General features: G+C 29.0%; 13 protein-coding genes. 4 read left to right on the forward strand and 9 right to left on the reverse strand.

All coding sequences use genetic code 11. The features are described 5' to 3' along the window. Positions 1–173 precede the first annotated feature (173 nt). On the reverse strand, positions 174–2222 hold the full coding sequence (locus ACNG5D_RS14680; protein WP_418184285.1) for a putative porin: 2049 nt from the start codon (positions 2220–2222) through the stop codon (positions 174–176). Between the two features lie 292 nt (positions 2223–2514). Between ACNG5D_RS14680 and ACNG5D_RS14685 the strand changes: the two genes are divergently transcribed. The 4 genes from ACNG5D_RS14685 to ACNG5D_RS14700 all read left to right on the forward strand — a co-directional run bounded on the left by ACNG5D_RS14685 (position 2515) and on the right by ACNG5D_RS14700 (position 7697). Beyond that, on the forward strand, positions 2515–3114 hold the full coding sequence (locus ACNG5D_RS14685) for a ribonuclease HII (protein ID WP_418184286.1): 600 nt from the start codon (positions 2515–2517) through the stop codon (positions 3112–3114). A 45-nt stretch (positions 3115–3159) separates the two neighbouring features. Next, a complete protein-coding gene (locus ACNG5D_RS14690; RefSeq protein ID WP_418184287.1) occupies positions 3160–5592 on the forward strand; it encodes a ribonuclease HII in 2433 nt (810 codons plus the stop codon). Between the two features lie 228 nt (positions 5593–5820). After that, a complete protein-coding gene (locus ACNG5D_RS14695) occupies positions 5821–6498 on the forward strand; it encodes a TapB family protein (RefSeq protein ID WP_418184288.1) in 678 nt (225 codons plus the stop codon). A 149-nt stretch (positions 6499–6647) separates the two neighbouring features. Beyond that, the gene (locus ACNG5D_RS14700) at positions 6648–7697 is read left to right on the forward strand and encodes a nucleoid-associated protein (protein WP_418184289.1); all 1050 of its coding nucleotides are present in this window, start codon (positions 6648–6650) and stop codon (positions 7695–7697) included. 51 nt (positions 7698–7748) lie between these two features. Here ACNG5D_RS14700 and ACNG5D_RS14705 read toward each other — a convergent pair whose 3' ends face one another. The 8 genes from ACNG5D_RS14705 to ACNG5D_RS14740 form a co-directional block, all read right to left on the reverse strand. Continuing rightward, on the reverse strand, positions 7749–8603 hold the full coding sequence (locus tag ACNG5D_RS14705) for an alpha/beta fold hydrolase (RefSeq protein WP_418184290.1): 855 nt from the start codon (positions 8601–8603) through the stop codon (positions 7749–7751). 31 nt (positions 8604–8634) lie between these two features. Continuing rightward, on the reverse strand, positions 8635–9594 hold the full coding sequence (locus ACNG5D_RS14710) for an NAD(P)-dependent alcohol dehydrogenase (protein ID WP_418184291.1): 960 nt from the start codon (positions 9592–9594) through the stop codon (positions 8635–8637). Positions 9595–9662: 68 nt separating this feature from the next. Further along, positions 9663–9785, reverse strand: a complete 123-nt coding sequence (locus ACNG5D_RS14715) for a hypothetical protein (protein ID WP_418184292.1) — start codon at positions 9783–9785, stop codon at positions 9663–9665. Between the two features lie 51 nt (positions 9786–9836). Further along, positions 9837–10664, reverse strand: a complete 828-nt coding sequence (locus ACNG5D_RS14720; protein ID WP_418184293.1) for a CPBP family intramembrane glutamic endopeptidase — start codon at positions 10662–10664, stop codon at positions 9837–9839. A 29-nt stretch (positions 10665–10693) separates the two neighbouring features. Next, positions 10694–11602 carry a leucine-rich repeat domain-containing protein gene (locus tag ACNG5D_RS14725; RefSeq protein WP_418184294.1) on the reverse strand — a complete coding sequence of 303 codons (909 nt, stop codon included), beginning with the start codon at positions 11600–11602 and terminating at the stop codon, positions 10694–10696. A gap of 45 nt (positions 11603–11647) precedes the next feature. Further along, positions 11648–12208 (reverse strand): hypothetical protein, encoded by a 561-nt coding sequence (locus tag ACNG5D_RS14730; RefSeq protein ID WP_418184295.1) that lies wholly within the window; start codon positions 12206–12208, stop codon positions 11648–11650. 30 nt (positions 12209–12238) lie between these two features. After that, complete coding sequence (locus ACNG5D_RS14735; protein WP_418184296.1) at positions 12239–12388, reverse strand: glycine zipper domain-containing protein; 150 nt, start codon at positions 12386–12388, stop codon at positions 12239–12241. A gap of 158 nt (positions 12389–12546) precedes the next feature. Next, positions 12547–14331 carry a helix-turn-helix domain-containing protein gene (locus ACNG5D_RS14740; RefSeq protein WP_418184297.1) on the reverse strand — a complete coding sequence of 595 codons (1785 nt, stop codon included), beginning with the start codon at positions 14329–14331 and terminating at the stop codon, positions 12547–12549. Positions 14332–14427 lie beyond the last annotated feature (96 nt).

The following is a 14427-nucleotide window of genomic DNA, read 5'->3' on the forward strand; positions in this document are numbered from 1 at the left end:
TATACTTACTCTTATTATATAGTTTAAAACATGCCTCTAAACCGCGTTAGGGATTGAACGGCATGTTTGAGCTCCCCGACCTTAGGAGGGTGCGAGTAGTGAAAGCCCGACCCTCGAGGGAACGCCCTTAATTTATTTTATATAATATTACTTTAATATATTTTGACCTTGCTCTATAAAAAGAAATCCCATACCAATCCAAAACGGATTGAAAAATCGCGATATGGGTAATTTGGTGCTGAGTAATATTTATATCCTGTTAAAGCGGCATTAAAATGTTCTGCCTTTAAATAGATTCTTGTTTGACGGATTTTTGCATTTAAAAAGAAATCTAATCGAGAAAAGCTTCCGTATTCTTTTTCGTTTTGCACATAAAATTCTGCTAACAATGGACTGTAGGCATCCATATAATATTTATTAAAGTAATTTATGGTTATTCCTGTTTGTAAATAAAGGGCTTTTTTAAATAAATGACTAGAATAGTATATAGTGTTTCTGGTATTTAATTCTGGTACATTTAATGTGTTATTCTTATCGTCTACTTTTTGATATAGAAATGTGTTATTTAATGCAAATTTACCAAAGGTTATCTCGTTTTGTAGTTTTGCTCTTAAATAGGTTATGGTACTATTATTTTGAAATGGCTCTACTTGTAAGGTTGTTTCGTTTTCTTTAAAGTATACATAATTATTAATGGTAGAGTAATCGACCGTAATGTTTGCTAGTTTTTTATATTTTATTTTAAAGGCTATTTGCTGCGTTTCTATATTATTAAAAACATTTTGCCAGTTATAATTTGTATAATCGCTTTGGTATAATAATGTATTATAATTTGGAACTTTAGAACTGTGATTTATGGATGCCGAGGCTGCTATATCATTACTTAAATTAAAAACAGCATTTGCTTTAAGGTAATTACCATCAAAATTACCTGATATGTTTGCTCCTAGCTCTCCAAATAACCGAAAACCTTTATAGCGTTTACTATACTTACCGCCTACTGCAAAAACATTACCTTTTAATCTGTTAACTATAGTGTTTCCGTTTAAAACTACTAATTTATTATACCCGTAGTTGTAATTGGTATTATTTACATTTAATTGAAAGTTTCCTAGTACATTATTAAAATAATCGACTTGTACTTCATTATAAAAGTTTTCTAATGTTGTTCTATCTTTTAAACCACGGTTTCTAAATGCGTCGCCAAAAAAAGTTGTTGCTGCGGTGCTTTGGCTATATTCATAATATTTATCTTCGAAAGACATAATATGTTTTACACTTAACCTACTTTTTGATGTAGAGTCGTTTAGTGTTTGCGGCAGGTATTTTTCGACTACTTTATTATATATATTATAACCATGGTCTAAATAAAAGCGTTTTCCTTTTAAAATACTTTCGGCATTTTCAAAATTAACTTCTAGAATAGATCGGTCTATAAATTCATCATCACCAGACTCAAAATTTTCTACACTTATATCTTGTAACCCGCCATTTTCTTGATTTAATAAATCTTGTGTTACAATATGTCCTCTGGCTTGATAGCGTTTGTTTTTTGATATATAATTAGATGTAAACCTAAAATTACCTGAGCTTGTTAAAATATTTTGGTAATTACCTAAAGAACGCAAGCCTTTATAGGCAATTGAAAAATTAAACTGAGGTGTTGTATTTATTGTAAAAAAAGAATCGGCTAATTGCCCCTGCTCGAAGGCGGTTTTAAAAAACAACTCTGTTAATGGTGTTGGCACATGGTAATAATTAATATCTTCTATTTCCATATAATTAAAATGCCTTGCTCTTGCCCCAAACAATGGCATAGATGTAGTGTTTTCAAAATTATAAGTTAAACTATTATAGGTTTGGCCTAAGTTAGAAAACGGTATTAATCCAAAATTATCTTTACGTAAATAGTTAAACTTATATTCTTTTTGAATGGTTAATGTGGTATCTAAATACGTAGTATCTCTTTTATGAGAAATTATTAAATAGTCTTGAATTTTAGCATCTGGGTTTTTTAAGTTTTTTATACCTGTTGACTCTTTTGATTGTCTACGTAATGAATCTTGAGTACTGTTACTACCTAAACTCCCTGTTCTAAATTCTCTTTGAGGAAGCACTTGAGCCGATATATTTATAGCAAAAAGAAAAAGACTTATAAGTAAAAAGGTTAACGATGCCTTATTATTTTTGTTTCTTGTATTTATCTTAAAAGATTCTGTCATATTTAAACTGTAGGTAAATTGGGAATTTTAAACCATTATGTTTTCTGTGGCAAAAGTAATTATTTGAACGTAAAGTGTTATTAAATATTTTAAATAAAGAAAGTTTGATGAAAATTACCTATGTAATACTCCGTTAACACCAATAATACCAAAGTACTCTTTTAATTTAGCTAGTATTAACGCTAATACCTTTCTTAACTGCTACACATTACAACATAGATGTCTGTTATAAAAAAACATTTAACGACCTATACTGCTTTATTATTTATACCTTTTATATTTGTTTTTATTTATGTTAAAATTAAACTACTCGAACTACAAATTAGAATGCGGTACAGATGAAGCTGGCCGAGGTTGTTTAGCTGGGCCTGTTACAGCTGCTGCTGTTATTTTACCAGATGATTTTAAAAATTCTGTTTTAAACGACTCTAAACAAGTAAGCGAAAAAAAGAGAGCTTTTTTAAAACCTATTATTGAAAAACAAGCTTTATGCTTTGGTGTTGCTCATGTTTTTCAGGAAAAAATAGACGAAATTAATATTTTAAATGCCTCGATTTTAGCCATGCATCAATCTATAAATAATTTAAAAAAAACGCCCGAGTTTATAATTGTTGATGGTAATAAGTTTAAACCATATAATAATATTCCTTTTGAAACTATAATAAAAGGAGATGGTAAGTTTTTAAGTATTGCTGCTGCCTCTATTCTTGCCAAAACCTATAGAGATTTATACATGAATACCATACATGATGAATACCCAATGTATAATTGGAAAAAAAACAAAGGCTACCCAACAAAAGAACATAGAGCTGCTATTAAAAAATATGGCATAACAAAATACCACAGAAAATCGTTTAGACTATTACCTGAACAATTAAAGTTAGACTTATAGGTAGAAACCTGTAAGTTTTTATATTTGTATAAATTAATTCTATCCATGAGATTTTTTTGCTTTTCCCTCCTGCTTATATTTACATTTAGCTGTTCAAAATCTAAATACACTTACACCTCTCTTGTAGATTTTGTTCCTGAAAATACTTCGATAATTATTAAAACTTCTAACCTTGAAAGTTTTAAAAACAGTATTAACAATAATGATTTAATACAAAAACTACTAAAAACAACAACGTACCGCAATTTAGAAAAAAAGCTTTCGTTTTTAAAAACCTTAAAACCGACAAATCATGTTTTGTTATGTTTTTCTGAAGATAATAATGATAGCCTTCATTATACCATAATAGCAAAACTAAATACTAACTTGTTTAATACCGACTCGCTACCTAATTATACCGAAGAGTTACTTTCTTATAAAAACAAATCTATTATAAAATCTACCATTAATAATAACATATTATATAGCACAGTAATAGATAGTACATTTTTTGCATCATCATCTAAAAACATTGTTGATCATGCTTTTAATAACAAAACCAATACTGATGAACTAAAAAAAATTTATAAAACTTTAAACAACAGCAAAACTTTTTCGGTAATTACTAAACCTAACAATACCTTTATACACTCTGTTTTTATTGAAGATTCGCTTTCGCTTAACATGTTTTCTCAATACTTAGCCATTGATATTGAGTTAAACCAAAACGAAACTTACTTTAATGGTATTACCAAAGCAACAGACTCGACAGAAAGCCTTATTAATGTTTTTAAGAACACAACACCTCAAATTAATCAAATACAAAACATTACACCTTCTAATAGTGATGGCTTTTTAAGTTTTACGTTTAACAACTTTGCCGTTTTAAAAAACAACCTTTCTAATTTTAATAAAAAAAACACTCCGGTTAGTAATACCTCAATTTTTAATGATATAGTTGAAGTTGGTGTTATTTACGAAAACGAAAACCAAGCTATAGTTTTAAACTCTACCGATGTTATTGCTACTAAAGATGCTCTTATAGGCGAACAAACCATAAACGATACATATAGAGAAATTAATATATACAATTATAGCACGCCCTCTTTATTTGCCAAAACGTTTACACCTTTAATAACTTACAACAAAAGTAATTTATACTGTATTTTAGACCATTATTTTGTTTTTGCAAATAATAGTGAAATGCTTCAAAACATTATTGCCAACTACCAAAACAAAACCACATTAGGCAACAATTTATATTTTAACAATGTTAAGAAAAATTTAAGTGATGCTTCGTCTCTCTTACAAATTACTAATGCTTCGACATTAAAGTACATTTTAAATAAAAATATAGAAGCTAACACTAACTACAATTTAAAAGATTACAACACTTCGGCCATTCAATTTATTTACGACAATAATTTTTCTCATGTAAATGGAGTCATTAAAAAAAATAAAAAACAGGCTGCCTTAAATTCGGTTTCAGAAGAATTAAATATAAAGCTAGATAAAGACATTTTAAACACCCCACAATTTGTTAAAAACCATATTACAAATAAAAAGGAAATTGTTGTTCAAGACATTAACAACAACCTGTACTTAATTTCTAATAAAGGTAAAATACTATGGAAAAAACAGTTAAAAGGCCCAATATTAGGCAAAATTGAACAAATAGACATTTACAAAAACGGAAGACTACAATTAGCTTTCGCAACACCTAACCAAGTTTATGTTTTAGATAGAAATGGCAAAGAAGTTAAACCCTTTGCATTAAAATTTAACGATAAAATTACCCAACCACTTGCAGTTTTTGATTACGATAATCGTAAAAAATATAGATTTTTAGTCACTCAAGGAAAACACGTTTTAATGTACGATGTAAAAGGTAAAATAGTAAAAGGCTTTACTTTTAAAACAGCTAACAACACTATAATATCTCAACCAAAACATTTTAGAATTGGTAGCAAAGATTATATCACTATAAAAACAAGCAATAAACTTTATATTTTAGATCGATTAGGAAAAACTAGAGTTAAGCCAAAACAGACGTTTAAATATTCTAACCAACCTGTATTTTTATACAACAATACATTTACAACCACTACTGCTACTGGTAATTTGGTTTCAATAGATTCTAAAGGAAATATTTCTTCTAAAAACTTAAACCTAACCAATAATCATTACATAAAAACGACTAGCAAAACTTTAGTTACACAAAATGAAAACAAACTATCTATTAAAAACAAAACTACGCAGCTAGATTATGGAGGTTACACCGAACCTAAAATTTTCTACCTCAACAATAAAATTTATGTTACCACGACAGATTTACAGTCGCACAAAGTATATTTATTTGATAGTCAATCAAAGTTAATTCCAAACTTTCCTGTATACGGTAACTCAAGCATAGAGTTAAATAATATAGATCAAGATAAAAGCCTAGAATTTGTAACTAAAGGCGACAGCAATTCAATTATATTATACCAAATTAATTAGAAATAAACCTTGCAAGACCATACACTTAAAATTTATTTAATATTTTAATAGTACATTTTTGCCGATAAAAAAGTAATCTCTATCTTTAAGGCAGCTATTAATCAAACAATTACAAATGCACCCGTCTTTATATCGCAAAAAAAACCTAAGCTTTTGTATGGTTTTTAACTTCTATTTACTACTTATTATAATGCATCGTAAACAAGTCTAATTTTTAAATTTACTACCATGAAAACTAAAATACTACTTTTAATTATCACCTTATGTATTAGTTTATCATCTGTTAGTCAAAGCTTATGTAGTGCTTATTACCCGTTTGAAGAAGGCACAAAATTTGAAATTACCAACTACAACAAAAAAGGAAAAAAAGAAGGTGTTGTTAAATACGAAGTAACCCATATTACAAATAATGTTGCTACCGTAAAAACGGTAATTTACGATGAGAAAGACAAAGAAATAACAACGACAAATTACAAAATAACCTGCCAGGGCAATAGCATTTCAATTGATTTTAAATCATTAATGAATCCGGATATGTTTAAACAATATAAAGATATGAAAACGGATATAACAGGCACGAACATAGAACTACCAAATGATTTAGAAGTTGGGCAATCGTTAAAAGACGCTAACATGAAAATGGCCATAGATATGGGAGGCATAAAAATGAACACGACTATAGATATGCTAAACAGAAAGGTAAACAAACAAGAAACTATAACTACTCCTACTGGAACTTACAAGTGTTTTGTATTAAGCTACGATAGCCAAATGAAAATGGGCATGAAAATGTCTTTTAAATTTAAAGAATGGATAGCCAAAGGTATTGGCATGGTAAGAAACGAATCTTACAATAAAAACGGCAAACTTATGGGATACTCAGAGCTTACAAGCTTTACAAAATAAACCACAAAAAATTGGCTTTTAACCGCCAAACACAAGTCCTCGAATCTTATGAGCGTCAAAAATATAATATTTTGGCGCTCTATTTTTTTAGGATATTTTAAAAACAATTCAAGTTAATTTAATAGTATTGCAAACTTAATAAAACCAATATGATTTCAAGAAAAAACGCTTCTATTTCAAAATTCATTATTCATAAAGTTGGTAATAAATTTAACGACACCAAAAATGCTTTTTCAGAAAAACTAGTCGATTTTGATGAACCTAGTTACGATTTAATGCTACCCTTTTTATTAAGACCCTTTGGAAGCGTGGTACAAAGTTATAGGTTTAACCACCATGCCAACATAACTTTAAACGAAATTAATAGCTATTGCACACAAATGTTTAATGATGAAGAGGCTTTTGTAGATGTTTCTAAACATATAGTCATGCATTTATTCGAGCAATCTAACTCGGCGCAAATAAAAACTGGCGATGTATTAATAGTCATGTTTGAAGGCATTGAGTTTAGAGACATGACAACCAACGCTATTGGTATTTTTAAGATAGAAAGTAAAGTTAACTTTTTTCAAACCTATTTAGAAAATAATAGCTACGATGTTTTGGTGCAAAAGGGTATTAGCTCTAAAAAAGTAGACAAAGGCTGTTTAATTTTAAACCAAAGCGATACCGAAGGTCATATTATTTTAAGTGTAGATAATAATAGTTATGATGCCCAATACTGGATTAACCATTTTCTAAATATTAAATATGCCGATGATGCTAATAACCACACCCAACAATATATTGAGCTTTGTAAAGAATTCTCGACCGAGGTTTTAAAACCCAATTACGGCGCCAAAGAACAAAATACTTTTTTAGCACAAACCATCGATTTTTTTAAAGAAAACGAAATTGTTAATGTAGAGCGCTTTAAAGAAGAACTTTTTGAAGACGAAAAACACATTCGAGAATTTGAAAATTACAAAAAAGAATATGAAGGCGAACAAAACCTTGTTTTAAGAAACCAATTTGATGTTGCCGAAGCTGTTGTTACCAAAGCCAAACGTAAAATAAAAACAGATATTAAACTAGATACCAATATCCAGATTAAACTAGATATTGATGCTCCAGATGCTTCAAGCGAATATTTAGAACGCGGTTACGACGAAGAAAAGAAAATGCATTACTACAAAGTATTTTTTAATGAAGAAGATTAGTTTATTTACATAAAACAATTTATACTTTTCTATGTTAACCTAACAAACGTTTTATTTTGCCTTAATAATGGTTTGCTGAATTGCTTTTAAGTCTTTTTGATTTGGAACATGCTTTGATTGCTTTATTAAAACTCCTGCTTTTAATGATGGGAATATAAACTTTACCCTTCTAATCATTTTTTTACCAGGAAACATAATATCATTTTCGGCTGCAAAAATTGTTATTGGTGTTTGTATATTACTAGCTTTCTTTTTTGAGATAATGGGTAAAGGCGAAAAATCCATATTACAATACTTAAAAGTACTGGCTAAAAACGTTTTTGCAAAATGGTCGTATTCTGAAAAAAGAGCATCCATAACTTTTACTACCATTTTTGTATTATTTGTTTTTATAAACTTTTTTAATGGTATAAAAATTTTCCACAAATTTAAAAACGGATTGCCATTAACAATGTAAACAGGCGCTATTAAAAATGCTTGCTTTATTGGCGTTTCATTAAACTCTAGTGTTTTTAAACTTATTAATCCACCAAACGAAAACCCTACTAAAGTAACCTCTTTTAATCGCAATTTCACTATAAGCTCTATAAGCCATTTACCATAATCTAAAGTCTTCATATTAAGCCTGTTTTCGTCACTTTTATTAGGCTGTGCCAAAACATCTACAGCATAAACGCAATAGTGCTTAGATAAATCTGAAAACGACTCTAGAATAAGAGGCGCACACCCTCCTGTGCCATGTATTAATATTAAAGGTGGCAAATTGTTATTACCAGTTATAATAATATTTGTGTTACCAAATTTTGTTTCTATTAACCTTTCTGAATAGTTTATACCTAATGCTTCTAACTTTTTGTTATAAAAGTTTAATATTTCTTGTTTTCCTTCTTCTGATTTAAAAAACATAAAAGTTCGTTTTTTGATTGATAAAATATAACTAATTGATGATAACTACATTGCCACGTTTCCGTCCAGTTTCAATATAAGTATGTGCATTAATAATTTGCTGTATGGTATATGTTTTGTCTATAATAGTGCGTACATTCTTTAATTTAAATAAAACAACTAGCTCGTCTAACAACTTTTTTAAATCTTCTTGTTTACGAATTCCTGTTGCCGAAAACTTAACCTTTTTTGATGATACTATAGCATACCATAATACAGAACAACTTAATACTGGCGACATAAAAACACCATTAAATGTTAATATACTTTTACACTTTTTGTATGATGATTTCCCAACGGCATCAAAAATAAAATCATAATATTCACCCGATTTGGTAAAATCCTTTTTTTTGTAGTTTATTACAAAATCTGCACCTAACGATTTTACTAATTCTGTGTTTGAAGCACTACATACCCCTGTAACCTTAGCGCCTAGTACTTTTGCTAATTGAACCGCTGCAGTACCTAGACTTCCTGACGCTCCATTTATAAGTATATGTTGGCCTTCTTTCAGTTTTCCTACATCTTTAAAAAAACTATATGACGTTAAAAAACCATCGCAAATTGGGGCTGCCTCTTGGTGTGTAATATTATTTGGCTTTTTTGCTATTACAGCATCTTCTTGTATACAAACAAATTCTGCATTTGTACCATTAGCAAACAAAACCTCTCCAAAAACCTCATCGTTTACATTAAATTTAGAAACTTTATTGCCTACTCTTTCTACAATACCAGAAAATCCAGTTCCTAAAGTTTTATTTTTAGGCTTAAAAAGCCCTAAAAACAGTCTTCCAAACTTTGGTGTTCCCTTACGCATTAAAACATCTGCATGAGTAACCGAAGAGGCTTTTATTTTCACTAAAACTTCATTTGCTTTAGGTATTGGTTTTTTAGCATCGACAACTTTAATAACATTGGGCTTTCCATAAGTATTATATATTGCTGCTTTCATAATTATAAATATTTACAGCAAAGTTGGTTACAAACAAAAAACTATAAGTTCGTGTTTAATAATCAGAACTAATTTTCATTGCCATTTTTAGCTTTTAAAAAGGCATTAGCTCGTTTAATTTGTTCTTCTAAATCCCATTCAAAATTAAATCGAGGTTTTAATTTTTTATCTTTAACAGCTTGGCGCATCATGGGTAAATACTTTAGCCTAATATTATTAGATTTTTAAATGTAATAATATTTCTAATTAAATGGCGATCCAATTACATGAAAAACCAAATCGAAAATAACATGACATGCTATTGCAACCAAAAGCCCCCGCTTCCAAAAAACCCAACCAAATGTTATACCTGTAATTAAATTACCTACCATAGTTACGGTTATGGAAAACAAAGTAAGGTTAACAAAATTTTTAGAAAAAGGAATATGTATTAAACCAAAGCATATAGCCGATACCATAATGCCTACCCAAACCATTGCATTAGAAGGGGTGGCTGCTTTTTTTACAAACTGAATTACCGCAATTATTAACGACATTAAACCTAGTCTAAACATTATTTCTTCGGTAATTCCGGCCGAAAATGAAACAAATACATAAAAAGGTTTTGATGGTCTTGCCATTTTACCTGTAACTGGATAAAATGCTTTCTGTAACTCAAATAAACCTAATAATATTACAGCTACTACTATTGCTAATATTATACTAGACAAAAAAGGGTTTAAACCAATAAGTGTTCTTACCTTTTTTTGAGAAAATATTCTAGCAATTATTGGAGCTCCTAAGTTTGTTTTTGATGAAATCCATAAACCTACAATGACTAAAAAAACACCTAAAACTAAACTACTAACACCTGTATTAACTATGTCTGTAAATATCGAATTATTTAAATGCACATTGTTTACACCAGCTTCAACACTTAACCTTTTTACTTCTCTACTAAACGGAATGTTTAATACAGCCCCTATTATAAATAAAATAAGAATAGTTATGGCTACGTGCCAACGATACGCTTTCTTTTCTTTATTATTTTGCTTTATATGTGTTTTAAATAAGATGTTAAAAACATTCATTATATAAACAGGTGTTTATTCATTTTAATTTACTCGCAATTCGTATTTAACTCTTGATAATTGGCCACATAGGTTGTTGGTATATTTTGTACTTCATCAATTTTAATACATGTTAACTCTGGATTTCTATCGATTCTTAAATCTATAAGTTCTAAATTATTACTAACATCAAAACTTGTAAAGTTATTACTTGAAACATATAAATGCGATAGTTTACTATTATTTTCTAGGTTTAATGCTGTTAAATGGTTATCTGAAATTAATAAGGTTTCCAGCAAAGTATTTGCACTTATATCTATTGTTGTTAATAGGTTTGTTGTTAATAAAATATGCTGCAAGTTTATAGCCTGATTAATGTTTATAGATTTCAAATCGTTATTACTCATATGCAAAATTTCTAAACTCGCATTTGGAATATTAATGCTTTCTAGGAAATTTGACGATAAATCTAAGTCTTTTAAATGCGTAGCTTGCTCTAAACCAGTTATAGATGTAAGCAAGTTTGATTGAATATCGAAAAATATTAAATTAGAATTAGCACTAATATCTATATTTTTAATATTATTTCCTGTTAGGTACAAAGTATCTAACTTAGTATTTAAGCTTAAATCTACTTCTGTTATATTATGCATTACGGCCGATAAATAGGTAATATTAGTAAACCCTTCTACACCTGTTAAGTTTGAAATTTCTCCAGCAGTTGTACTTATATTTAAATTTAAACGCGATACGCTTTCGGCATCGGACCGTAACATTTTTTTATTTACAACACCATCTGTATCTATACCTTGTTCTATTAATATTGTTTCGAAATGAGCATCAGGAATACTCAAATAATCATTCTGGATTGGTGCTGAATTGTCGTCATTGTTTGAGCACGAAACAACTAACAGAGTTGCTGCTGTAAATACTGTACTTAAAATTTTAATATGTTTCATAATTATTATTTTATTAAATTATAACTAAATGTTTAATCCTTTTTACTAATACTTTTCGAATACTAATGCTTCCTTGTACTCTCCTACAAACGCTGCTCCTTCTCTAAAAAACACCATTCTGTTTTCAGACAATTCTGCTAAAGCAAAATACCTAATAGATACGCCTCCAGCTGTTCCTTCTTCATTAGAAAAACCTCTTGAAAACCTTAAATAAATGGTATATCCTTGAAAGCCATCCATGTATAGCAATTCGCCATCAAAAATTTCAGTATCGGCAGTAAAAACGCCATCATTATTGGTTCCAAAACAACGTTCTTCGCCTAAATTTACACTAAATTGATTGTTTGATTTATGAAAGGTATACAAATCGTCGGCTAGACATGGTAGTTCAATTTCTAAATGATAATTAGGGTCATGAAAGTCGTTAATAAACTCGGTAATACGCCATGATTTCTCTGAATCTCCATGAATTATTGAAAGGTTAGACTCTTCAAACAACGGAATACTAGCATTTTTAATATCATTATCATCAGAACTACAACTGGTATAGCCCAAAAAAATAATACATACAAAAAAGAGCTTTGTAATTAATTTGTGATTTTTCATTTGATTGATTGATTGATGAATTATAGTAATTTAATTATTATTCGTTTTTTTAGTTTTATACTCTAAAGCTGCTCCAATAGCTACACCTAAAACAAACCACAATTGTATATTTGATGTTAAATATCCAATAATACAGCCAAGAATAATTCCTAAACCTAATTTTGTTCCTTTTTTATTCATTTTTTAATGTTTTCAACAAAAGCTAGAATATTAAATCTACCATATAGGATAAAGCCCAAATAATTATTTTGATAATAAATTGATACATTGTAGTACTTCCTTTTTTATCAAAAATATTTTAATGCAGTTTAGTAATAGTTCTGCTTTTAAAATCGGAACTAATTATTATAATTTTTAAGGAAAGTATTTGGTGTTATGCCTTCTATCTTTTTAAAAAATGTATTAAAAACAGTTTTAGAGTTAAAACCACTATCATAAGCTACTGCCATAATGGTAAGCTCTTTATTTTCCTGTAAAACAACGCGTTTTTTAAATTCTTTTAACCTAAAAGTATTTATATACTCTGAAAAATTTTTATTAAAACCTTGGTTTAATAACTGCGACATATAATTGGTAGGAATTTCTAGGTACGATGCTAAATCTTTTAATGATAAATCTGGGTTTAAATATAACTTATAGTCTACCATTATTTTTTCTAATTCCTTTACGTACTTATTAATTTCTTCTGTTTTAAGTAAAGATTGCTTGTAGCGTTTTTGCGGTGTATAGCTATTATTATCACTAATAGCCTGAGTCATTATTTTTTTAAACCGTTTATGGTTTCTAATAGGTTTTAAAATGGGGTCTGTATTTAAAAGTAAGATTATAGGCAACCTATTATTAAAAGCTTGCTCTACATAATCTATTGCTTTTTCATGATTATCTAATAACACATGAATCAATATTAAAAACATTAAAGCTTTATCCATAACTTCAGAAGAAAGGTGTTCTTCTAGTTCTTTCAACTTAACATTATAAACAGAAGTATTTCCTAACATGGCGTAACTCATGGCTTCTCCCCCTAATTTTGTAAGATCTTTTATAGATGCACCTTTTAGGCTATTAAAGTGTTTTAATGCCTCATTGGGTTGGTTAGACATTAATAAACATTTGCCAATAAATATTTGCGGAAAAGGTAAGGTAGCATTTAACTCTAACGCTTTTTGTAAATAAGGTAGCGCTTTATTATAACTCTGTTGAAGATAATACAAATACCCTTTGTAATGATGATTCATTGCAGAAAAAGGATCTAATTCTAGGGCTTTATTCACATAATTATGGGCAGATTCTAGCTTGCCTTCTACCGTTAAATAATTTGAAATTGTTAAATAAATATCATCAGCTGGTTGAATATCTAAGGCTTTATTAGCGTGTTTATAGGCTTTTTTTAAATCCCAATTTTGCCAACAAGCAATCCAAGATAAGTTTAATTGACTTCTTGATGAGTTAGGGTCTAGCTCTAAACCTTTTTGCAAATAAGGTTGTGCCTTTTGGAATGCCTCATAGGCAGGTAACAAACTCATTCCGCCCATAAATGCATAGGCTTGATTAATATCTAAATAAGGATTAGGAAAGTTTGGTTCTTTTTCAATAATTGTTTTAAAAATTGAAATGGCTTTTAAAACACTTTCATAATCTAATTTCATTAAATAATACCTGCCTTTTAAGTAGGCTTTATAATTTTCTGTTGAAATATTTAATGGTTCTACAAGCTTATCCTCTATTTCTATATGACCAATGTGTTCGCGTAATTTTTCTGCTATAAAAAGACTAATTTCATCTTGAACAGCAAATACATCTTCAAGTTTCCTATCGAAAGTTTCAGACCAAAAATGAAAATCGGCTACAGTATCAATCATCTGTACTGTAATTCTCATTTTGTTGCGCGATAATCGTACACTTCCTTCAATAAAAATAGAAACCCCTAGTTTATCTTTAATTTCTTGTGGTTTTACTTTTCTATTCTTAAAATAAAATGAAGATGTACGAGAAGTAACCGATAGCTCTTTTATTTTTGCTAGCGCATTTATAACCTCTTCGGTTAATCCATCACAGAAATACTCAGTTTCAATATTACTGCTTATATTAACAAAGGGCAGTACGGCTATTGATTTAGAATTCATTTTTAATTATTTTATTTAATGATAAATAATAATTTAAATCATCAACAAAATTATAATCACAGAATAAATACGCCTTTTTACATATCAAAACAATGC

The sequence above is a fragment of the Algibacter ulvanivorans genome (genome assembly GCF_048381495.1).
Lineage (GTDB): Bacteria > Bacteroidota > Bacteroidia > Flavobacteriales > Flavobacteriaceae > Algibacter_B > Algibacter_B ulvanivorans.

Coding starts and splice junctions, on each gene's coding strand:
- ACNG5D_RS14685 (WP_418184286.1), top strand. CDS start 2,515: ATGTTAAAATTAAACTACTCGAACTACAAATTAGAATGCGGTACAGAT.
- ACNG5D_RS14695 (WP_418184288.1), top strand. CDS start 5,821: ATGAAAACTAAAATACTACTTTTAATTATCACCTTATGTATTAGTTTA.
- ACNG5D_RS14705 (WP_418184290.1), bottom strand. CDS start 8,603: ATGTTTTTTAAATCAGAAGAAGGAAAACAAGAAATATTAAACTTTTAT.
- ACNG5D_RS14720 (WP_418184293.1), bottom strand. CDS start 10,664: ATGAATGTTTTTAACATCTTATTTAAAACACATATAAAGCAAAATAAT.
- ACNG5D_RS14730 (WP_418184295.1), bottom strand. CDS start 12,208: ATGAAAAATCACAAATTAATTACAAAGCTCTTTTTTGTATGTATTATT.
- ACNG5D_RS14715 (WP_418184292.1), bottom strand. CDS start 9,785: ATGATGCGCCAAGCTGTTAAAGATAAAAAATTAAAACCTCGATTTAAT.
- ACNG5D_RS14680 (WP_418184285.1), bottom strand. CDS start 2,222: ATGACAGAATCTTTTAAGATAAATACAAGAAACAAAAATAATAAGGCA.
- ACNG5D_RS14735 (WP_418184296.1), bottom strand. CDS start 12,388: ATGAATAAAAAAGGAACAAAATTAGGTTTAGGAATTATTCTTGGCTGT.
- ACNG5D_RS14700 (WP_418184289.1), top strand. CDS start 6,648: ATGATTTCAAGAAAAAACGCTTCTATTTCAAAATTCATTATTCATAAA.
- ACNG5D_RS14740 (WP_418184297.1), bottom strand. CDS start 14,331: ATGAATTCTAAATCAATAGCCGTACTGCCCTTTGTTAATATAAGCAGT.
- ACNG5D_RS14690 (WP_418184287.1), top strand. CDS start 3,160: ATGAGATTTTTTTGCTTTTCCCTCCTGCTTATATTTACATTTAGCTGT.
- ACNG5D_RS14710 (WP_418184291.1), bottom strand. CDS start 9,594: ATGAAAGCAGCAATATATAATACTTATGGAAAGCCCAATGTTATTAAA.
- ACNG5D_RS14725 (WP_418184294.1), bottom strand. CDS start 11,602: ATGAAACATATTAAAATTTTAAGTACAGTATTTACAGCAGCAACTCTG.